General features: G+C 61.5%; 19 protein-coding genes and 1 pseudogene. 11 read left to right on the top strand and 9 right to left on the bottom strand.

Annotation, left to right across the window (positions count from 1 at the left end; genetic code table 11):
- Positions 1 to 7: 7 nt before the first annotated feature.
- Complete coding sequence (rnd, locus tag ASC80_RS08080; RefSeq protein WP_056294826.1) at positions 8 to 1,156, bottom strand: ribonuclease D; 1,149 nt, start codon at positions 1,154 to 1,156, stop codon at positions 8 to 10.
- A 356-nt stretch (positions 1,157 to 1,512) separates the two neighbouring features.
- Here rnd and ASC80_RS08075 point away from each other — a divergent pair, with 356 nt between their 5' ends.
- The 4 genes from ASC80_RS08075 to ASC80_RS08060 all read left to right on the top strand — a co-directional run bounded on the left by ASC80_RS08075 (position 1,513) and on the right by ASC80_RS08060 (position 7,396).
- Positions 1,513 to 2,469 (top strand): VOC family protein, encoded by a 957-nt coding sequence (locus tag ASC80_RS08075; protein WP_349509651.1) that lies wholly within the window; start codon positions 1,513 to 1,515, stop codon positions 2,467 to 2,469.
- A 189-nt stretch (positions 2,470 to 2,658) separates the two neighbouring features.
- Positions 2,659 to 4,431: an aspartate--tRNA ligase gene (gene aspS, locus ASC80_RS08070; protein WP_056294823.1), complete on the top strand. Its 1,773-nt coding sequence runs from the start codon at positions 2,659 to 2,661 to the stop codon at positions 4,429 to 4,431.
- A 52-nt stretch (positions 4,432 to 4,483) separates the two neighbouring features.
- Positions 4,484 to 6,796 (top strand): NADP-dependent malic enzyme, encoded by a 2,313-nt coding sequence (locus ASC80_RS08065; protein WP_056294821.1) that lies wholly within the window; start codon positions 4,484 to 4,486, stop codon positions 6,794 to 6,796.
- Between the two features lie 135 nt (positions 6,797 to 6,931).
- Positions 6,932 to 7,396: a DoxX family protein gene (locus tag ASC80_RS08060; RefSeq protein ID WP_056294818.1), complete on the top strand. Its 465-nt coding sequence runs from the start codon at positions 6,932 to 6,934 to the stop codon at positions 7,394 to 7,396.
- Positions 7,397 to 7,414: 18 nt separating this feature from the next.
- Here ASC80_RS08060 and ASC80_RS08055 read toward each other — a convergent pair whose 3' ends face one another.
- Positions 7,415 to 7,960, bottom strand: coding sequence for a dihydrofolate reductase (locus tag ASC80_RS08055; RefSeq protein ID WP_244487205.1), 546 nt, complete (start codon positions 7,958 to 7,960; stop codon positions 7,415 to 7,417).
- A 15-nt stretch (positions 7,961 to 7,975) separates the two neighbouring features.
- Positions 7,976 to 8,715, bottom strand: a pseudogene (locus tag ASC80_RS08050) (polysaccharide deacetylase family protein).
- On the opposite strand from ASC80_RS08050, the gene ASC80_RS24365 reads away from it, so the two are divergent.
- Entirely contained in the window at positions 8,708 to 9,034 is a 327-nt protein-coding gene (locus ASC80_RS24365; RefSeq protein ID WP_244487233.1) for a hypothetical protein, read from the top strand. The pseudogene ASC80_RS08050 and the gene ASC80_RS24365 overlap by 8 nt on opposite strands.
- Positions 9,035 to 9,098: 64 nt before the next feature.
- On the opposite strand, the gene ASC80_RS08045 is transcribed toward ASC80_RS24365, so the two are convergent.
- Together ASC80_RS08045 and ASC80_RS08040 are read right to left on the bottom strand one after the other, a co-directional pair.
- Entirely contained in the window at positions 9,099 to 9,674 is a 576-nt protein-coding gene (locus ASC80_RS08045) for a glutathione peroxidase (RefSeq protein ID WP_056294815.1), read from the bottom strand.
- 85 nt (positions 9,675 to 9,759) lie between these two features.
- Complete coding sequence (locus ASC80_RS08040; protein WP_244487204.1) at positions 9,760 to 11,199, bottom strand: L,D-transpeptidase; 1,440 nt, start codon at positions 11,197 to 11,199, stop codon at positions 9,760 to 9,762.
- Positions 11,200 to 11,428: 229 nt separating this feature from the next.
- Between ASC80_RS08040 and ASC80_RS08035 the strand changes: the two genes are divergently transcribed.
- Complete coding sequence (locus ASC80_RS08035; protein ID WP_082512443.1) at positions 11,429 to 11,971, top strand: CreA family protein; 543 nt, start codon at positions 11,429 to 11,431, stop codon at positions 11,969 to 11,971.
- A 53-nt stretch (positions 11,972 to 12,024) separates the two neighbouring features.
- Here ASC80_RS08035 and ASC80_RS08030 read toward each other — a convergent pair whose 3' ends face one another.
- The gene (locus ASC80_RS08030; protein WP_082512442.1) at positions 12,025 to 12,318 is read right to left on the bottom strand and encodes a hypothetical protein; all 294 of its coding nucleotides are present in this window, start codon (positions 12,316 to 12,318) and stop codon (positions 12,025 to 12,027) included.
- 347 nt (positions 12,319 to 12,665) lie between these two features.
- On the opposite strand from ASC80_RS08030, the gene ASC80_RS08025 reads away from it, so the two are divergent.
- On the top strand, positions 12,666 to 13,412 hold the full coding sequence (locus ASC80_RS08025) for an SDR family oxidoreductase (protein WP_056294808.1): 747 nt from the start codon (positions 12,666 to 12,668) through the stop codon (positions 13,410 to 13,412).
- Positions 13,413 to 13,431: 19 nt separating this feature from the next.
- On the opposite strand, the gene ASC80_RS08020 is transcribed toward ASC80_RS08025, so the two are convergent.
- Genes ASC80_RS08020 through ASC80_RS08015 form a run of 3 tightly spaced genes read right to left on the bottom strand, consistent with a single transcriptional unit; the run spans position 13,432 to position 14,165 of the window.
- Positions 13,432 to 13,668 (bottom strand): DUF6719 family protein, encoded by a 237-nt coding sequence (locus ASC80_RS08020; protein WP_056295794.1) that lies wholly within the window; start codon positions 13,666 to 13,668, stop codon positions 13,432 to 13,434.
- A gap of 8 nt (positions 13,669 to 13,676) precedes the next feature.
- Positions 13,677 to 13,826 carry a hypothetical protein gene (locus tag ASC80_RS24150; RefSeq protein ID WP_200941155.1) on the bottom strand — a complete coding sequence of 50 codons (150 nt, stop codon included), beginning with the start codon at positions 13,824 to 13,826 and terminating at the stop codon, positions 13,677 to 13,679.
- Positions 13,827 to 13,835: 9 nt separating this feature from the next.
- Positions 13,836 to 14,165 carry a DMT family transporter gene (locus ASC80_RS08015; protein ID WP_056294804.1) on the bottom strand — a complete coding sequence of 110 codons (330 nt, stop codon included), beginning with the start codon at positions 14,163 to 14,165 and terminating at the stop codon, positions 13,836 to 13,838.
- A 155-nt stretch (positions 14,166 to 14,320) separates the two neighbouring features.
- Here ASC80_RS08015 and ASC80_RS08010 point away from each other — a divergent pair, with 155 nt between their 5' ends.
- The 4 genes from ASC80_RS08010 to ASC80_RS07995 all read left to right on the top strand — a co-directional run bounded on the left by ASC80_RS08010 (position 14,321) and on the right by ASC80_RS07995 (position 20,589).
- Positions 14,321 to 15,601 (top strand): ArgE/DapE family deacylase, encoded by a 1,281-nt coding sequence (locus ASC80_RS08010; protein ID WP_056294801.1) that lies wholly within the window; start codon positions 14,321 to 14,323, stop codon positions 15,599 to 15,601.
- Positions 15,602 to 15,641: 40 nt separating this feature from the next.
- Positions 15,642 to 16,040: a PaaI family thioesterase gene (locus ASC80_RS08005; RefSeq protein ID WP_056294798.1), complete on the top strand. Its 399-nt coding sequence runs from the start codon at positions 15,642 to 15,644 to the stop codon at positions 16,038 to 16,040.
- A 186-nt stretch (positions 16,041 to 16,226) separates the two neighbouring features.
- Entirely contained in the window at positions 16,227 to 19,412 is a 3,186-nt protein-coding gene (locus ASC80_RS08000) for an efflux RND transporter permease subunit (protein WP_056294794.1), read from the top strand.
- Positions 19,405 to 20,589, top strand: a complete 1,185-nt coding sequence (locus ASC80_RS07995) for an efflux RND transporter periplasmic adaptor subunit (RefSeq protein ID WP_056294791.1) — start codon at positions 19,405 to 19,407, stop codon at positions 20,587 to 20,589. Before ASC80_RS08000 ends, ASC80_RS07995 begins: the two co-directional genes overlap by 8 nt.
- Positions 20,590 to 20,591 lie beyond the last annotated feature (2 nt).

Raw genomic sequence — 20,591 nt, 5'->3', positions numbered from 1 at the left:
CGGACCTCTAGTCGCGATCGACCCGCACCACGCGGCCCTTGTCCATGGCAAGGGCGAGGCGGCCGTGCTTCAGCGCCAGTGCGGCCTCGCCGAACAGTTCGCGCCGCCAGCCGTGCAGCGCGCCGACATCGGCATTGTCGTCGGCGGCGATCTTTTCCAGATCGTCCACGGTTGCGATCACCTTGCTGGCGACGGCGTGGCGTTCGGAGGTCATGCGCAGCAGTACCTTCAACAATTCGACGGTGGCGGCGCCATTGGAGTTGCCGCGCGGCTTCTCGAGTTTAGGCAACGCCGCAAGGTCGCGCGCGAGGCCACGCTGGACAGCGTCGATAATGTCCTGTCCCCATTTCGAGCGCTCAAAACCCTTCGGCAGCGAGCGCAGGCTACCGAGCCGCTCGAGACTCGTTGGCGCGTGAGTGGCGATATCGCCGATCGCGTCATCCTTCATCACACGGCTGCGTGGGACATCGCGGGTCTGGGCTTCGTTCTCGCGCCAGGCGGCGACTTCCATCAGCACCGCAAGTTCCTTCGGCTTGCGCACGCGGGTTTTAAGGCGCTCCCAGGCGCGCTCGGGATGGATGTCATAAGTGCTCGGCGAGGTGAGGACTTCCATTTCCTCGCTGACCCAGTCGCTGCGGCCACGCTTCTTGAGGTCGGCGTCAAGCGCCGCGAACACGTCGCGCAGATGGGTGACGTCTGCGAGGGCGTACAGCGTCTGGTCCTGCGTCAGCGGACGGCGCGACCAGTCGGTGAAGCGATGGGTCTTGTCGGGGCGATGGCCGGTGATGCGTTCGACCAGTTGGTCGTATGCAATCGAATCGCCGTAACCCAACACCATCGCTGCGACCTGCGTGTCGAACACCGGATGAGGCACGATGCCCGCGCGGTGCCAGACGATTTCGATGTCCTGCCGGGCGGCATGAAAGACCTTCAGCACGTTCTCATCGGCCATCAGCTCGAAGAAGGGCTTGAGATCAATCCCCTCTGCCAGCGCATCGATAACCACTGCCTCGTCGGCGCTCGCCAGCTGCACGACGCAGAGCAGGGGGTAATAGGTCGTCTCCCGCAGAAACTCGGTATCCACGGTGATGACGGGATGCTTGGCGAGACGGGCGCAGACGGCGGCGAGTTCGGCAGTTGTCGTAATCAATTCCATGCGCGGTTATTAGCGGGTTCGGCGAAATTATCCATTGTAAAATCCGCTATTGCGGCTCGCGCGGCAATCATGACTGCTGTGCCTGAATTCCGCGCAAATGAACCTTTTTGCGGCTATTCGCGACCAACAGGTCCATGTGCATCGCACAATCGAGGGCTTGTCATGTTCCGCACGATTCTGGGGGCAATGGTTGTGGTGTCGTCCGCACTCGCGCCGGCTCTGGCTGCAACCTTGGGTCCAACGCCGCCGATGCGACCAGTTTATCCCCATCTGCACCTGAATAGCCCGCTGAACAGTCATATCGTGCCGCGTGTCGGGCGATCTTTGGATCAGCGACTGTGCCGCCAGCGAGGCGCATGGCAAACGGTCTTATCGCAAACGCGATTGCCGCCGAGACGATCGCGACTGACGCCGCGGGGGCCACGGCGGTTGACGCGAAAGGTTTTTCGCGCAGCATGCCGGACATGATTTCAGGACTCGATCACACGGTCATTCTCGTTCGCGATATCGAGGCGGGCGTTGCCGGGTATCAGGCGCTGCTCGGTCGCGCTCCGGCGTGGCGGGCGCAGAAGGACGGCGTCGCCACGGCGATCTTCTCGCTTGCCAACACGTCGCTTGAACTGATGGCGCCTGCCACCAAGGGCGAAGGCGCCGATCGCGTGCGATCCGTCCTCGATGCGCAGGGCGAGGGCCTCGCGAGCATCGCATTCGCCGTTGACGACATCGACGCTGCGCGTCATCGCCTTGCGCGGCTCGGGCTGTCACCGTCGGATGTTTCCGATGGTGAAAGCAGCGATCTCGGATCGGGGCGCACAATGACATGGAAGCGCATCCGGACCGCCTCAGAAGTCACCGGAGGCGTGCGGTTGTTCTTTCTGCAGCGGATGGAGCGGTTCGCGCCGTCACCGCTTACGGAAGGTGCCCCGATCGATGCGCTGGACCATATCGTGCTGGCCACGCCCGATCCCGAGCGCGCGGCGGCGCTGTACGGTGCGCGGCTCGGCCTCGACATGAGGCTGGATCGGACAGTGGCCACCCTGCAAACCCGTTTCCTGTTCTTCAGAACCGGTGGTGTGGTGTTTGAGATCATCCACGGCCTCAAGAATGGACGGGGCGACGGCCCTGATGCGTTCTTCGGCCTGTCGTGGCGCGCGGCGGATCTCGAGGCGACGCGGGCGCGGCTGCAGCGGTCCGGCTTCGATGTTTCGGACCCACGCGAAGGCCGTAAGCCCGGCAGCCGGGTTTTTACCGTTCGCAAGGGCACGTTCGGCGTCCCGACCCTCGTGATTCAGCAGGGCGCGCAGGCCGAATAGCGCTCCCGCTTCCGGCGCAGGGATAGCCGTCGTGCGGGCGTTGTTTTTTCTCATGTTTTTAAGGATTTCCGAGCAAATCTCGTGACACATCCGGTTGCCGCGTTCCCCGCGCTCGGGTAAACCCTGCGCGCGTGCCTTGGGTGCGCATGTGCTTGAGTCTGCCCTCTGACGCCCTTTTTCAGGATTTCCATGCATCGCTACCGGTCCCACACCTGCGGCGCGCTCCGCGACAGCCATATCGACCAGACGGTTCGCCTTTCGGGCTGGTGCCACCGCATCCGTGACCATGGCGGTCTGCTGTTCATCGATCTGCGTGACCATTACGGGATGACGCAATGCGTGGTCGATCCGGATTCGGCCGCGTTCGGCCTTGCCGAGAAGCTGCGGGCGGAGTGGGTGGTCAAGATCGACGGCAAGGTTCGCCGTCGTCCCGAGGGGACTGACAACCCTGAACTGCCGACCGGCATGGTCGAGGTGTTTATCGCCGAAATCGAAGTGCTAGGCGAGGCCGGCGAACTGCCGATGCCGGTGTTCGGTGATCAGGAATATCCTGAGGAGATAAGGCTTAAGTACCGTTTCCTCGACCTCCGTCGTGAGCGTCTCCACCAGAACATCATGACCCGCGGTGCGATCGTCGATTCGATGCGCAAGCGGATGAAGGATGCCGGGTTCTTCGAATTCCAGACTCCGATCCTGACCGCGTCGTCACCAGAAGGCGCGCGCGACTTCCTGGTGCCGAGCCGAATTCATCCCGGCAAGTTCTACGCTCTCCCGCAGGCGCCGCAGCAGTACAAGCAATTGCTGATGATGTCGGGCTTCGACCGTTACTTCCAGATCGCGCCGTGCTTCCGCGACGAGGACCCGCGCGCCGACCGTCTGCCGGGCGAGTTCTACCAGCTCGATCTGGAAATGAGCTTCGTCACGCAAGACGATGTTCTGGCTGCAATGGAGCCGGTGATCACCGGTGTGTTCGAGGATTTTGCCAAGGGCAAGCCGGTCACCAAAAAATGGCCGCGTATCCCATTCGCCGAGGCCTTGCGCAAATACGGCAGCGACAAACCGGACCTGCGCAACCCGCTGGTGATGCAGGATGTGTCCGAGCATTTCCGAGGTTCAGGCTTCAAGGTGTTCGCGCGGATGCTGGAGCAGCCCGGCAACGAGGTCTGGGCGATTCCCGGTCCGGGCGGCGGCAGCCGCGCATTCTGCGATCGCATGAATTCATGGGCGCAGGGTGAGGGCCAGCCGGGCCTCGGCTACATCATGTGGCGTGAGGGTGGCGAGGGCGCTGGACCGCTCGCCAACAACATCGGACCGGAGCGCACTGCGGCTATCCGCAGCCAGCTCGGACTTAAGGAAGGTGATGCGGCGTTCTTCGTCGCCGGCGATCCGCAGAAATTCTGGAAGTTCGCGGGCCTCGCTCGTACCAAGCTCGGTGAGGAGTTGAACCTGATCGACAAGGACCGGTTCGAACTGGCCTGGATCGTCGACTTCCCGATGTACGAATACAACGAGGACGAGAAGAAGGTCGATTTTGGCCACAACCCGTTCTCGATGCCGCAAGGCGGCCTCGAGGCGTTGGAAACGCAGGAACCGCTGAGCATCAAGGCGTTCCAATACGACATCGCCTGCAACGGCTATGAAATCGCGTCCGGCGGTATCCGCAACCACAAGCCGGCTGCGATGGTGAAGGCGTTCGAGATCGCGGGCTACGGCGAGAAGGATGTCATCGAGCGCTTCGGCGGCATGTATCGCGCCTTCCAGTACGGCGCGCCGCCGCATGGCGGCATGGCCGCCGGCGTGGATCGTATCGTCATGCTGCTTTGCGGAACGAACAATCTGCGCGAAATTTCCCTTTTCCCGATGAACCAGCGTGCCGAAGACCTGCTGATGGGGGCGCCCTCGGAAGCCTCGCTCAAGCAGTTGCGTGAGCTGCACATCCGGCTCAATCTGCCGCAAAACTGATCATTGTCATGTTGCCGCCGGTCAGCCCGGCGGAGAAGCTTACGGAGTAGGTATGGCGTCGTCGTTTTCTGAGGATCTTCGTCGGGCCGCCATTGCCTATCATCGTCTGCCGCAGGCCGGTAAGCTTGAGATCAAGGCGATCAAGCCTCTCGCCAATCAACACGATCTTGCACTGGCTTATTCCCCCGGCGTTGCCGCTGCCTGCGAGGCGATCGTCGCCGATCCCAATGAAGCTGCGGAGCTGACGATCCGCGCGAATCTCGTCGCCGTCGTCTCCAACGGAACGGCGGTCCTCGGACTGGGCAACATCGGACCGCTGGCGTCGAAGCCGGTGATGGAAGGCAAGGCGGTTCTGTTCAAGAAGTTCGCCGGTATCGATGTGTTCGACATCGAGATCGCCGCCGACACTGTCGACGCCGTCGTCAACACGGTCGCCGCACTCGAGCCGACCTTCGGCGGCATCAACCTTGAGGACATCAAGGCTCCCGAGTGCTTCGAGATCGAAGCGCGGTTGAAGGAGCGCATGAAGATTCCGGTCTTTCATGACGACCAGCATGGCACCGCTATCATCGTCGGCGCGGCTGTTCGCAATGCGCTGATCCTGAACGGCAAGAAGCTTGAGGACATCAAGATCGTCGCTTCGGGCGCCGGTGCCGCCGCGCTCGCCTGTCTCAATCTTCTGGTGTCGCTCGGCGCGCAGCGCAAGAACATCTGGGTCTGCGACATCGACGGACTGGTCTATGAGGGGCGCAATACCCTGATGGACAAGTGGAAGTCGGTCTATGCGCAGAAGACCGACAAGCGCACGCTCGATGACGTGATCGAGGGCGCGGATGTGTTCCTTGGCGTGTCCGCCGGCAACGTGCTGAAGCCGGAGATGGTCCAGAAGATGGCGGACCAGCCGCTGGTGATGGCGCTGGCAAATCCGACGCCGGAAATCATGCCGGACGAGGCCCGCAAGGTGCGTCCCGACGCCATGATCTGCACGGGACGTTCCGACTTTCCGAACCAGGTCAACAACGTCCTCTGTTTCCCCTTCATTTTCCGCGGTGCGCTCGATGTTGGCGCAACCGCGATCAACGAGGAGATGAAGCGCGCGGCGGTCGATGCGCTCGCGCAGTTGGCGCGCGATCCGCCGTCCGATGTCGTCGCCCGGAGCTTCGACAGCGCCGAGACGCAAGGATTCGGACCGGGCTCGCTGATCCCGAGCCCGTTCGATCCGCGTCTGATCCTGCGCGTCGCACCGGCGGTTGCGCTTGCGGCGATGGAATCCGGTGTCGCGTCACGGCCGATCACTGATTTCGACGCCTATCGCGAAAAACTTGACCGCTTCGCGTTCCGCTCCGGCCTTGTGATGAAGCCGGTCTTCGCCAAGGCAAAGACCCAGCCGGTGCGGGTCATCTACGCGGAAGGCGAGGATGAACGCGTTCTGCGCGCGACGCAGGTGGTGCTGGAAGAAAAGCTGGCGCGGCCGATCCTGGTCGGTCGCCCTTCGGTGGTCTCGTCCCGCATCGAGCGGTTCGGCCTGTCGATCCGCGCCGGGCAAGATTTCGATCTCATCAATCCCGAGGACGATCCGCGCTACCGCTCTTATGTGCAGAGCTATATCGATACTGCCGGCCGTCACGGTATTACGCCCGACGCAGCGCGCACGCTGGTGCGCACCAACGCGACTGTTATCGCCGCGATCGCTGTGGTCCGCGGCGAGGCGGACGCCATGATCTGCGGCGTCGAAGGCCGCTACCGCAGCCATCTGCGGCGCATTCGCGAGATCATTGGCGTGCTGCCGGGACAGACCGATTTTGCGGCGCTCGCCCTCGTGATTACCAGCAAGGGCGCGTTCTTCATGGCCGACACACAGATACGTCCCGACCCCACGGCTGAGGAACTTGCCGAGATGGCGGCGCTTGCGGCGGTGCACGTGCAGCGGTTCGGCATCAAGCCACGCGTCGCGTTCCTGTCCCATTCCGATTTCGGAAATTTTGACTCCCAATCCGCGCGCAAGATGCGGCGTGCGACCGAGTTGCTGGCGCAGGACCACCCTGACATCGAGGCTGACGGCGAAATGCACGGCGACTCCGCGCTGTCGGAAGCGTCGCGCCGCAGGGTTCTGCCTCATTCGCCGCTGGAGGGATCGGCCAATATCCTGATCATGCCCAATCTGGATGCGGCGAACATCGCCTATCAGATGATCAAGGTGCTGGCGGATTCTCTCACGGTCGGTCCGATCCTGATCGGTCCGGCGCGACCGGCGCACATCCTGACACCGTCCGTTACCGCGCGCGGTATTCTGAACATGACGGCGGTGGCCGCTGTCGAAGCGCAGGAACGGGCAGGGCGTCAGCAGCCGACCCTGTTCGGTTAGCGATCCAATACCCGGCGGATGGCGGGCAGGACATAAAATCGTCCCTGCGAACCGTCTGCCGGTTTCCTCATGGCCTTGCGATGTGTCAGTATTTCGTCCGGGTGACGTAGTGGTTTTGATGAGTGGGGGCCGATCATGCCAGCTTTAGCGACCGTTGGACGTATTCTCTTTTCGATTTTGTTCATCGTCTCCGGTGTCTTCAAGTTCTCCGATCTTTCCGCGATGACCCAGATGGTTGCCGCCAAAATCATCGTTCCGGCCGACCTCTCGGCCTACACCGCCCAGCTTGAAGCTGCCGTCGGGATGCCGTTCGCCCAAATACTCGTCATTGTCAGCGGCATCTTCGAGATCGTCGCAGGCCTGATGATCGCGCTCAATTTTGGCGCGCGGTTCTTCGCCGCGTTGATGGTCTTGTTTATCGGCGCGACGATCTTCTACTTCCATGATTTCTGGAACATGGCCGAAGGCGACCGTGCAACCAACATGTTCCAGGCGCTCAAGAACCTGTCGCTGATTGGCGGACTGTTCATGATCATGGGCACCCCACGGGTTCGGGTTGCGCCCGCCGCTGTGGAGACAGGGTACGACCCGCAAATCTGAGATCGTTTGGGGCGGCCCTTAATCTCGCCGCCACGCGGTGAGATCGACGTCCGCACCGGCATCGAGCACGCGCCGCTCGCCGGGTTTCAGTCCATGTCGGGCCAGCACGGCTTGCGGCGTCACGGCGGGGACGCCGGGGAATGTGCCGATGCCATGGGGGATGTCGAGACGGTGGGCCTGCGACAGCCAGAACGTGTCATAGCGATCCATGAACATCTCGAACACGACGGGGCCGCCGATGATCGCCGCGGTCCCCGAGGTGACGCCAGCGCGGCGGCAGGCATCCTCGAAACTGGCGCCCGCTGGATTCCACAACGTTGCCTTGGCGTTGGCAGGGTCGTCCGCGAGCGCCGGAATTTTTGTGGTCAGGATGATCCGGCGCCGTTGCGGGGAACGCGGCTGATCCTCGAATGAATTACGGCCATGGACGATCAAATCGGCGGTATCGAGGGCTGTCTCGAAGAACTCCTGGTCGCCCTTGAACTTCAGCGAGTCCGGCATTGTGCCGTTCGCATCCGCGAGCATGCCGTTGGCCGATACGATGACGTAACCTTCAATGCGCAAAATGAAATGCCGCCGCTATTCCGAGATGGTCTGCACCACGCTCGACAGCGGGCGCGTATTGACGGTCGGTAGCTTCACGCTCTTGATGACCTCTTCATCGTATTTCGCAAGTGTTTGCACAGGCGTCTTGGCTTTGACCTGAACCACTTTGTAGCCGCCCGCTTTTAAACGTTTCATCAATTCAGGCAAGGCTTCCGCCGTATGCTTCTGGAAATCGTGCATCAGGATGATGCCTTTGCCCTGCTTGTCCAGTTTCGTCATGACCGTGTTGACGATCTTGTCGGCCTTGTTCGCCTTGAAATCGAACGAGTCCAGGTCGCATGACCACATCGCGATATTGCGCTCACCGAGATAGGTGACCATGGCCGGCGGATGTTGCAGGGCCGGGAAGCGGAAGAACGGGAAGGCGGAGTGCCAAGCGCCAACGCCACAGCGCTGAAGCCTTTTTCGATTTCCTCCTTCTTCTGGTCGTCGGTCATCTTCTTGTTGTTGAGGTTGGCATGCGACCAGGTATGCGAACCGATGGTGTGACCGTGCGCGGCCACCTGCTTGAGGATTTCAGGATGCCATGTGGCGTGTTTTCCGATCGGGAAAAATATCGCCTTGGTGCACTCTTCCTCCAGCGTCTTCAGCACTGAAGGCGTGTTGCCTGGCCATGGCCCGTCGTCGAATGTCAGCACGACTTCCTTGTCGCGGAGGAAATCGAGTTGTTTGAAATGCTCAAATCCAAATCCGGGACCGCCTGTGGTGTCGATCGCAACGACGCGCGCGACGCCGAGTGCATTGGGATTGGCGCAGGTGGCCTTGGCCGGTGCAGGAGTTGCTGCCGACGGAGTGGCCGCGGGCGCCGGGGTGGTGGGCGGTGCGGCTTTCGCTGCGGTCGCCGGCGGAGTCGCTGGTTTTCCCGGTGCCTGCGCCCACGCGCTGTTCAATGCACAAACCGAAATCGTACTCGCGATCAACAAACCTGATCTGATCCGCATTGCACCGCCCTCCAGCAGATTGCCCGGTTGCATATCATGGCGGGACGGGTCGCCGCGCCGTTTCCCCGGCACCAGCCTAATCCTGACCTGACAAACACGCCAATGTCTTACGGGAGGCGGCGCGATGGCTGTGGATGGAGGGTTGATTGTGCCGCTTACGTCACCAAAAGCGCACGGCCGATGGCGGTCTTGACCCGGGTGTCACCGGGTTCGACAGCGGAGGGAAACACCTCCGCGATATAGCCATCGCGTCCGATCAGGTACTTGTGGAAGTTCCAACCCGGCAGGTCCTTCGGCCGTTCAGCCGCCGCCCATTTGTAGAACGGGTGGGCGTTCGGCCCGCGGACGACGGCTTTGGCGGCGATGGGAAACGTCACACCATACTGATGTTCGGCTGTTTCGGCGATGTCGGTCGTGCCTCCCGGCTCCTGTCCGCCGAAGTCATTGGAGGGGACACCGATGATCATCAGGCCCTGGCCGTGAAACTCACTCCATAGATTCTGCAACCCGGCGTATTGGGGCGTATAGCCGCACTGGGAGGCGGTATTGACGATCATGATCGGTTTGCCGACAGAGTCGACCAGCCGGATGTCGCCGCCCTTGAGAGCCGGAAACGAAAAGCCGTAAGCGGTGATCCGGCTCATCGTCGCCTGGGCCATGGCGAATCTGGTCCCGCCGAGCGCCGTGACGGTGGCAGCCCCGGCAATGAGCAAATGCCTGCGGTCGATCAAGCTGCATCTCCGGTCGTGTTGTGTCGGTCGTGAGCGTATCCGATCCCGGAGCCCGGGACAGGTCAACACCGCGTGACGGCTCGCCTCAGCGCAGCGGGACGATGAAATCGGTCCCCCGGCCGGTTTCGTCACCAAGGCCCTGATCGGAGACGATCAGCGACCCGCCCGGCGCGATCGCTTCGGCGATCTGCTGCATGGCCTCATCGGGAATGGTGATGCGGTCCAGCGCCTCAGCGGGTGACGAAGACGTCGGCATGGGCGCTGACACCTCAATTGCCTTCTTCTGATGCGAAGGCTTTTCGCCGCGCGCGGGCGTCGGCAGCGAAACGACCGACCAGCGGTAGGCGCCGGGAGTATCCTTGTCGGCGCGCATGGTGAAGATATGCGTACCCAGCGGGTTGTCGCCGGTGATCGTGACCGGAACGTCGAACAGCGGTTCGAAATTCTGCCGCACGTAGAGCCGGCCAGTCTTGCGGCTGATGAATGCTGCGATGTGGCCGGCTCGTTTCACTGCGGGGGCGGCTGCGTCCTTGGCCGGCTGGGCTGTGTCGTCTGCCGGCTTGGTTGCCTCGGGTTTGTCGCTCGGAGAGGCCGTGGCCGTCCCAGAGGATGCACGGTCGGCGGAGGGGTTTGCGTCCGCGCCGCGGGTATCGGCAATCTGGATCTCGGCATGTCCGTCCACGACGGACGTCAGGCGCAACTCGAGCGTTTCAAGAACAGGCGGCGACCTCGTGTCATTCGCGGCGATCTTGAAGATTTCAACCTTGTCGGCTTTGGGCGCGGTCGTGGATCTTTGAGGCGCGTCCGGTATCACAGCCACCGGCGCTGGCTTTTTCGTAATCAGGCTGGGGTGGGAGAAGTCGACCGGGGTGACATCGCCGGGGGTAATCACCACCCGTGCGCCCATCCTGGTCCATCCCCACATCCGCATCGCGAAGCTTGTCGGCATCCGGATGCAGCCGTGCGATGCCGGATAGCCGGGCAGGACACCGGCATGCATGGCAATGCCCGACCATGTGATGCGCTGCATGTAGGGCATCGGCGCGCCGCTGTAGATGTTGGAGCGATGCCATTTGTTTTTCTGGATGACACTGAAAGCGCCCATCGGCGTCGTGTGCCCGCGCATCCCGGTCGACACCGGGGACTCGGCAAACAGGCCATTCGCGTCGTAAATCTTGAGATGCTGGTGCTCGATCGAAATGGCGATGACGATCGGCCCCTGTGGCTTGCCGGCGGCTTTAATCGTCGGACCGGGTTCGGGATGACGGCTGCGCTTGGCCCGCTGCGGCTGGCGTCGCACGCGCGGGGCTGGTTCATAGAACGGCTCGCCGCGATCGTAGTCGCTGCGGTCGTATCGGTCGTAATAGCCGTAACCGTAATCGGCGTCGTTCTGCCACAGAATCTGAGCTTTGGCAGCGGTGGCGAAGCCACCGAGAGCGGCCACAGCCGCAAGCGCGGTGACCGCAGGGCGCCATGCGCCGGACAGTGTTTGGCGCGGCACGAACAAGGAAAACTGGTACTTCACGCCTTCATCCCCGATCTGGTTTGAAGTCTAGGTGTTGCGAGCGAGCCCGGAGGTTCACTCAAAAATCAACCGACACGTCTTTCGACCTTACTCAAGGCTTCCTGCGGTGGGATTAACGCGCGATGAGAGGCCGGGTCGGCCTTTGAACTGCCTTGATGCCTCCCCACATGACCATTCCCGTGATTTTCACCCCGGATCGGTGCTTTTCCGCCGATGGAGCCCTGTTTTGATGATGTGCAAGAAATACCGCCTTCGGTTCGCGCATGTGGCCTGCCTGTTTTTTGCAGGGCTGGTGCTGTTCCCGGTCACGCCGCTTCATGCCGCCGACGAACCTGACCTGATCTTCCGGCGCTCGACGGTGTTCAAGCTGCTCAGTCCTGATGACAAGCTTGCGACCTATGGCATGGACGATCCTGACGTTCAGGGCGTCGCCTGTCATTTCACGGTGCCGGAGAAGGGCGGGTACAAGGGATGGTTGGGGCTGGCCGAGGAAGTGTCGGATATTTCGCTGTCATGCCGGCAGATCGGTCCGATCCGCTTCGCAAAAAAATTCGAACAAGGTGAGGATATGTTCCGGCAGCGCCGGTCGTTGTTCTTTAAAAAAATGCAGATAGTCCGTGGCTGCGATATCAAGCGGAACGTGCTGGTTTACATGGTCTACTCGGATCGGGTGATCGAGGGGTCGCCGAAGAACTCAACGTCTTCCGTGCCGATCATGCCCTGGGGCGCAAGCGACACGGTCCAGAAATGCGCGGACTATGTTTCCCACTGATGCGATCCAGATGCGAGGCGCGCGGACGCGCCTCGCATCTGACAATACAGAGCTTAAGCTGCCGTTCTGTTCTTGAGCGCGCCGACGATCGCGGTGAGAACCGCTCCAGCCACGCCGCCACCGGCCACCTGACCGATGATCGTGCCGATGTCCGGCGTTGCAGCGCTGTTAGCGAGCATCGGGATCACCATCCCGAGAATCTGGCCGCCGACGCCGCCGCCAATGGCGCCGGCGATGGTGTTTCCAAGCGTTCCGAGATCAACGTTCTTGGCCGCGCCGCCAGCGACATTTCCGCCGATGGCTCCACCGATAATCTGGATAATCAGATTGATGAGCATACCCGACATCGCGTGACCCTCCGATCCTCGATTCATTTCCGAATCACGCGCGGCGCAGGATCGTTATCGCCGCGCGGTTCGATTCTATGGCGATGGAACCGGAAGTCACGCTGCATCAGCGAACAAGGTGCCGGATATCCAATACAGCGAGTCGCAACACGTGCGTGCTTTGGTGGAAAGGGTTGTCGGCCATTGAACCATGTACCGTTTTCGGCGCGCCGGTCAGGGCGCCGCGCCGCGCGTTCTGACGGCCGTAACGCTGCGATAACGCCGGCCGGAGCGGTAGGAAACCGTGACGGGGTGACGTAGTGTCGTGCCGCCGCGCGAGCGGCCAATGACAGAGCAGGGATCGGAACATGCGTCTCAAGGACAAGGTTGCCATCGTCACCGGCGGTGCGTCAGGATTCGGTGCTGCTATCGTCAGACACTTCGTTGAGGAGGGCGCAAAGGTCGTCATTCTCGATCTCAACGGCGAGGGTGCTGCGCGTGTCGCAGGCAACAGCGGGCAGGCGATTGCCGTCGGCGGTGACGTGACCAAACGCGCCGATATCGACAAAGCGGTCGGAACAGCGGTTGAGAACTTCGGCAGACTCGACATTGTCGTCAACAACGCCGGCTGGTCGTTCCGCAACAAACCGATCCTTGAAGTGACCGAAGACGAATTCGATCGCGTTTATGCGATCAACGTGAAATCCATTTTTCACATGACCAACGCGACGGTGCCGCTGATGCGCAAGCAAGGGGGCGGCTGCATCATCAACATCGGTTCGACCGGCGGCATCCGTCCACGGCCTGGCCTCACCTGGTACAACGGCTCGAAAGGCGCGGTGAACCTGCTGTCGAGTGCGATGGCGGCTGAACTTGCGCCGGACAAAATCCGGGTCAATTGCATCGCGCCGGTGATCGGCGAGACGGCGCTGCTCGAGACATTCATGGGCGTGCCCGACACGCCGGAGAACCGCGCCAAATTCATCGCGACCATTCCGCTGGGACGAATGTCACAGCCCGATGACATCGCCAAGGCCTGCGTCTATCTCGCGTCGGACGATGCGAGCTTTGTCACCGGCGTGGTGCTCCCCGTCGATGGCGGCCGAACGGTCTAGCGGACGTGTCTGTCCTGCGTCACTGCCGCATGTTTCTTCGGTCGAGGCACTTGCGCGTAAATGCGACACCTTGAGGCGTGAGCTTTGAGCCGGTGATTTCCTTGATCTGCCCCGCGGGGCAGGTGCCGTCATCGACGTAAATGTGCTGGCCGAGCCGCAGGCTGGTGATGTCGGATTCACGCGACACGCGTTCGGCGAGGGCAGGTGTCACAAGCAGCAGCACGGCGCCGGCGGCACCGATCATGGTGCGTTGCATGGCGATGATCATTTGCTTTTGATCTTCAGCCCATCGGGGCCGACATTGATCTGCAGACCCTCGGGCTGTTTTTTCTCCTGATATAAAATGTATCCGAGAATACCGACCGCGACGATCAGGGCACCGACGATCGCGTAGAGGATGTTGCGGTTGTTCATTTTACGATCCTAGTGAGCCACGGTTTTCGAGAACAGGTTGATAATCGCGACACCGGCAACGATCAGCGCGAGACCGATAATTGCCGGCATGTCGAGCTTCTGGCCGAACCAGACAAGGCCGACGATCGTGATGAGAATAACGCCGAGGCCGGACCAGATCGCGTAAGCGATACCGACCGGCATGGTCCGCAGCACCAGCGACAGGAAGTAGAATGCTGCAGCGTAACCCGCTGCGGTCAGGATCAGCGGCTTGGGCCGGGTGAACTGTTCGGACGCCTGCAAGGCCGCGGTTCCAACCACTTCAAAAGCGACGGCCAGGATCAGGTAAAAATACGTCATGGCTTATCGTAAGGCCGTGGGGCTGATTCTAGAAGGCACCGGTTTGGTCGCGCGGAGATGTCAGCAAATGAACCGCCCTTCCATGCGGCGCATAAAGTTGGCTACAGTGGAGCCAATGCGCGATCTCAAGAACGCATGGCAAGGGCAGGTAAACAATGGCATTACCCGATCAACAGCGGCGGATTTTCGACGCGGTGGACGAGGCGTTCGATCGGCAGATCGAAACCACGCGGCAGTTCGCGGCGATCCCCAGCACGCGCGGTGCTGAAGGGCCGTGCCAGGACATGATGGGCGACCTGCTGCGGCAGCGGGGCTACGAGGTCGACGATTGGCATATCGATGTCGATGAACTGAAAGGTTTGCGCGGCTTCGGTCCGATCGAGCATGACTTCTCGCGGGCCCGCACGGTCGTCGGTACTTACCGTCCGGCGACGAGCAGTGGGCGCTCGCTGATCCTGCAGGGGCACTGCGATGTGGTTCCGGCGGGACCTCTTGATATGTGGGAGACACCGCCGTTTTCACCGACTGTAAAAGACGGCTGGATGTACGGGCGCGGCGCCGGCGACATGAAGTCCGGCACCATCGCTGCGCTGTATGCGCTCGACGCGCTGACCAAGGCCGGTCTCAAGCCGACTGCGCGAATCCATTTCCAATCTGTGATCGAGGAGGAGAGCACCGGCGTCGGCGCGCTCTCGACGTTGCAGCGCGGCTATCGGGCAGACTGCTGTTTCATCCCCGAGCCAACCAACGCCAAGCTGGTTCGCTCGCAGGTCGGCGTGATCTGGTTTCGCCTCAAGGTGCGCGGCCGTCCGGCGCATGTGTTTGAAGCAGGCGCGGGGGCCAATGCGATCAAGGCCGCATACCATCTGGTTCAGGCGCTGGAAGGTCTTGAGGAGGAATGGAACAGGCGTGCCGCCGGCGACAGATATTTCAAGGCGCTCAAGCATCCGATCAATTTCAATCCGGGCATCATCAAGGGCGGCGAATGGGCGTCCAGCGTGCCGGCATGGTGCGATGTCGATTGCCGTATCGCCGTGCTGCCGGGCTGGTCGATTGCCGATCATCAGGCCGAGATCGTCGCCTGCGTCGAAGCGGCGGCAAGAGAGCATCCGTTCCTCAAGCAGAATCCGCCCATCGTTGAGTGGTCCGGCTTCCTGTCGGAGGGGTATGAACTTGTCGATGCTGAGGCGTCCGAGGCGGTGCTGCGCGACGCACACCGGGCCACCTTCGGTGGCGAACTGAAGGACCTGACCTTTACGGCTCTGACCGACACCCGCTTTTATGGACTCAACGAGAAGATTCCGAGCCTGTGCTTCGGTGCCAATGCCGAGCGGATGCACGGATTCAACGAGCGTGTCGAAATCGAGTCGCTGCGCAAGACCGCCAAGACCATTGCACTGTTCGTCGCGCAATGGTGCGGCGTCGAGCCGGCCTGACGACCGTTCGCCCGACAATACCATCTGGAAAGGACGACCTGTGACCCTGCTTGAGAAAATCCTGTCGCGGCCGATGCCGCTCGCCGTGCTGATGGGCGTGACTTTCACCGAAGCGGAACCCGACAAGGTCGTCGCCACCATGGTGGTACGCGAGGATCTTTGCACGATCAGTTACTCCATCCACGGCGGTGCCGTGATGGCGCTGGCGGACTGTGTCGGTGCGGCGGGGACCATGATCAATCTGTCAGCTGAAGCCAAAGGCACGACCACGGTGGAGAGCAAGACGAATTTCATCGGCGGCGCCAAGGCGGGGAGTACGGTCACAGCGACTTCAACCCCAATTCACAAGGGCCGCCGGACCCAGGTCTGGCAGACTCGCCTGGTCGCGGACGACGGCCGGCTGGTGGCGGTCGTGACCCAGACCCAGCTTGTCCTTTAACGAGGCCGACGGATCAGTCCCAAGCCGGCGGAAACGCCGGCGAAGCGGGCTATTTATCGTCCGAACAACAGACTGTGAGGATCGGCGCCGTTGATTCGTTGCCACCGATTCGGGTACATCAGGCGCGGAAAGAAGCTTATTTTACCAACGCAGCCGCCAGATGCTGCAGATCGAGAAACGCTGTAGATGGTCTCGCTTGTCCGGATTGCCCTGACTCGACCCTACACGTTTGTCGTTTTGGCCCTGCTGCTGCTGATTGTGGGGCCGCTGGCGGCCCTGCGAACTCCCACCGACATCTTTCCCGACATCCGGATTCCGGTGATAGGCGTCGTCTGGTCGTATACCGGCCTGCCGCCGGACCAGATGGCCGGGCGTATCACGACGCCGTTCCAGCGCGCGCTGACCACGACGGTTAACGACATCGAGCACATCGCGGCCAATTCGTATAACGGCATCGGCATCATCAAGATCTTCTTCCAGCCGAACGTCGATATCCGCACCGCCAACGCCCAGGTGACGGCGATCGCGCAGACCATGATCAAGCAGTTGCCGCCTGGTGCGACGCCGCCGCTGATCCTGAACTACAGTGCATCGACAGTGCCGATCCTTCAGCTCGCGCTGTCGGGTGAGGGACTGACGGAACAAAACCTCGCCGATTTTGCGACCAACCAGTTGCGCACGCCGCTTGTGACTGTGCCGGGCGCCGCGATCCCGTGGCCCTATGGCGGGAAGCTGCGCCAGATCCAGATCGACCTCAATCCGACCGCGATGCAGGCGCGAGGGCTGACGGGGCAGGATGTCGCCAACGCGCTGGCGGCGCAGAACCTGATTACGCCGGTCGGAACCCAGAAGATTGGCAATTTCGAATACACCATCAAGCTGAACAACTCGCCGCACAAGATCGAGGAACTCGGCGATTTGCCGATCAAAGTCGTCAATGGGGCGACGGTGTACATCCGCGATGTCGCGCACGTGCGCGACGGCAACCGGCCGCAAACCAACATCGTTCATGTCGATGGCAACCGGTCGGTGCTGATGATGGTTCTGAAGGCCGGCTCAACCTCCACGCTGGATATCATCGACGGCGTCAAGAAGAAGATCGTCGAGATCCGAGACACTCTGCCCGAGACGCTCAAAATCGGCCTGATCGGCGATCAGTCGATTTTCGTGCGCGGTGCCATCGAAGGCGTCGCCAAGGAAGGCGTTCTGGCCGCACTCCTGACCAGCATCATGATCCTGCTGTTTCTCGGAAGCTGGCGCTCGACGGTCATTATCGCGGTATCGATCCCGCTATCGATCATGGGATCGATTGCGATGTTGTCGCTGTTCGGCGAGACGCTGAACATCATGACGCTCGGCGGCCTTGCGCTTGCGGTGGGTATTCTGGTCGACGACGCGACGGTGACGATCGAGAACATCAACTGGCATCTGGAGCAGGGCAAGCAGGTCGAGCCCGCGATCCTCGACGGAGCTAACCAGATCGTCACCCCGGCCTTCGTTTCGCTGCTGTGTATCTGCATCGTGTTCGTTCCGATGTTCTTCCTTACCGGCGTCTCGCGCTTCCTGTTCGTGCCGATGGCCGAGGCGGTGATCTTCGCGATGATCTGGTCGTTCATCCTGTCGCGCACGCTGGTGCCGACGATGGCGAAGTACATGCTGCATCCGCATGTTCACGATGAGCATGGAAATGCCGCGCCGCCACCGTCGCGCAATCCGCTCGTGCGCTTTCAGCGCGGGTTCGAGGCGAAGTTCGAGGGGTTCCGCGACGGCTATCATGGCATGCTGGCGCTGGCGCTGAATCATCGCAAGATTTTCGTCACCGGCTTTTTGGCATTCGTCGCTGCCTCGTTCCTGCTGGTGCCGTTCCTCGGGCGGAATTTTTTCCCGTCGGTCGATACCGGCCAAATCCTGATGCACGTCCGCACGCAGGTGGGCACGCGCGTCGAGGAAACAGCGAACCAGATGGCCGATGTTCAGAAGGTGATCCGGACCATCATTCCCGCTGCCGAACTCGAGACGATGACCGACAATATCGGCATCCCGAACAGCGGCATCAACATGACCTACAACAACACCGGCGTTATCGGACCGCAGGATGCCGACATCCAGATCAAGCTGAGAGAAGGGCATCGGCCGACCGATGTGCATGTGCAGGCGCTTCGCGAGAAGCTGCCGCATGCATTCCCAGGTATGACGTTTGCGTTTCTGCCGGCCGATATCGTCAGTCAGATTCTGAATTTCGGCTCGCCGGCACCGATCGATCTGCAAATCCGCGGTGCCGATCTCGACGCCAACTTCAAATACGCCAATGATCTGCTGCGCCGCATCCGTCATATTCCGGGCGTGGCGGACGCGCGGATCCAGCAGTCGCCGAATCTTCCGGGGTTTAATGTCGATGTCGATCGTACGCGGGCGCAGTATGTCGGCGTGACCGAACGCGATGTGACCAATAGCATGGTGGTCAGCCTCGCGGGTAGCTCGCAAGTGGCTCCGACCTTCTTCCTGGATCCGGCGAACAACGTGTCATACTCGATCGTCATGCAAACCCCCGAATACAAAATGGACTCGCTGGGTAAATTGGAGGCACTGCCGATCAATGCCTCGGGCTCTGCGAACACGCCGATTCTGGGCGGCATCGCCAACATCGAGCGGTCGGCCGGGAACGCCGTGGTGTCGCAATATGACATTCAGCCGATGGTGCAAATTTATGCCACGACCCACGGCCGCGATCTCGGTGCCGTCGCAGCGGATATTCACAAGGTGATGAGTGACACGAAGAAGGACGTGCCGAAGGGCAGCTCAGTCGTTCTGCTCGGCCAGGTGGAAACGATGAACAGCGCGTTCTCGGGCCTCCTGTTCGGTTTGTTTGGTGCGATCGTCCTGATTTACCTTCTGATCGTCGTCAATTTTCAGTCGTGGTCGGATCCATTCGTGATTATCTCGGCGCTGCCAGCGGCGCTCGCGGGCATCGTCTGGATACTGTTCGCCACCGGCACCACGTTGTCGGTTCCCGCATTGACCGGAGCCATCATGTGCATGGGCGTGGCGACCGCGAACAGTGTTCTGGTGATCAGTTTTGCGCGTGAGCGCCTGGAAGTGCTGGGCGATCCCGTCGCCGCCGCGCTGGAGGCAGGCTTTGTCCGATTCCGCCCGGTTCTGATGACGGCGCTTGCCATGATCATCGGTATGGCGCCGATGGCTTTTGCGCTTGGCGAGGGTGGCGAGCAGAACGCTCCGCTCGGTCGCGCCGTAATCGGCGGCCTGATTTTCGCGACGATCGCGACATTGATATTCGTTCCGGTGGTTTTCAGTATGGTACACAAGAAGCAGGATCCGCAGCGGGCGGGCCCGTTGGAGATCGCACATGTCTGACCAGATCAAACCCGTATCAGGACGCAAGTTGCGTCTGTTCGGGATCGCGGCGGGCATCGTTGTCGTGCTGGTCGTGGTCAGCGGCATCGTCGAGCGCGAGCAGAGCAGCGCGGACCTGCGCGAGTGGACCGAGGCGCAGGCGATTCCGACCGTCGCTGTGGCGCTGCCGGGCGTTAAAACCGGCGATCCCACGATCACGCTCCCGGGACGACTGGAGGCCTATTCGCGCGCGCCGATCTATGCGCGCGTCAGCGGCTACCTGAAGAACTGGAAGGTCGATATCGGCGCTCAGGTGAAGGCTGGGCAATTGCTCGCCGAAATTGATGCGCCGGACATGGATCAGCAACTCCTGCAGGCCCGCGCCGACCTCGCCAACGCAGAGGCCGCTGCGAAACTTTCGGCGGCGACTTTGAAGCGGCGCCAGACCTTGCTGAAATCCAACTTCGTGTCGCTGCAAGAAATCGATGAACGCACCGCGGATTTGTCGAGCAAGGAAGCACAAGTCAAGGCCATGCAGGCCAATGTCGACCGGCTGCAGGCCCTTGCAGGCTACAAGCGCGTCGAAGCTCCGTTCGACGGCATTGTGACCGAGCGCAATACCGATGTCGGCGCGCTGATCAGCGGCGGTGCTGGCACCGGGCCGGCGATGTTCGTGGTCTCCGATGTCAAGAAGCTGCGTGTGTATGTCAACGTTCCGCAGAGCTATCTGACCGCGATCCGTACGGGTTCGCAGGCGATGATCTCTGTGCCGGAATATCCGGGCCGGACATTCCCCGCGACCGTCGAGACCTCATCGCAATCGGTCGATGCGGGATCCGGCACGACCCGGATGCAGCTTGGCTTCGACAATTCAAAGGGCGAGTTGCGGCCCGGCGGCTATGCGGACGTCACCTTGAAGCTGACCAGCGAAAGCCAACCGCTTTCGATCCCGGCCAGCGCGCTGATCTTTAACAACAGCGGATTGCGGGTGGCGACGGTGGACAGCAGCGACCGCGTTCTGTTCAAGACGGTCACCATTGCGCGCGACCTCGGCCGGGAGATCGAGATTGCCACGGGCCTTGCGAGCGATGACCGGATCATCGTGACGCCGCTGGACGGTATCGCCGATGGCGACAAGGTCCGTATCGCCGACAGTAGCAAGAGCCGCGTGGAGAAGAAAACGTCGAGCGCGCAGTAGCT

The organism is Afipia sp. Root123D2 (assembly GCF_001425835.1).
GTDB lineage: Bacteria > Pseudomonadota > Alphaproteobacteria > Rhizobiales > Xanthobacteraceae > Afipia.
This window is presented reverse-complemented; position numbering and strand designations above follow the sequence as displayed.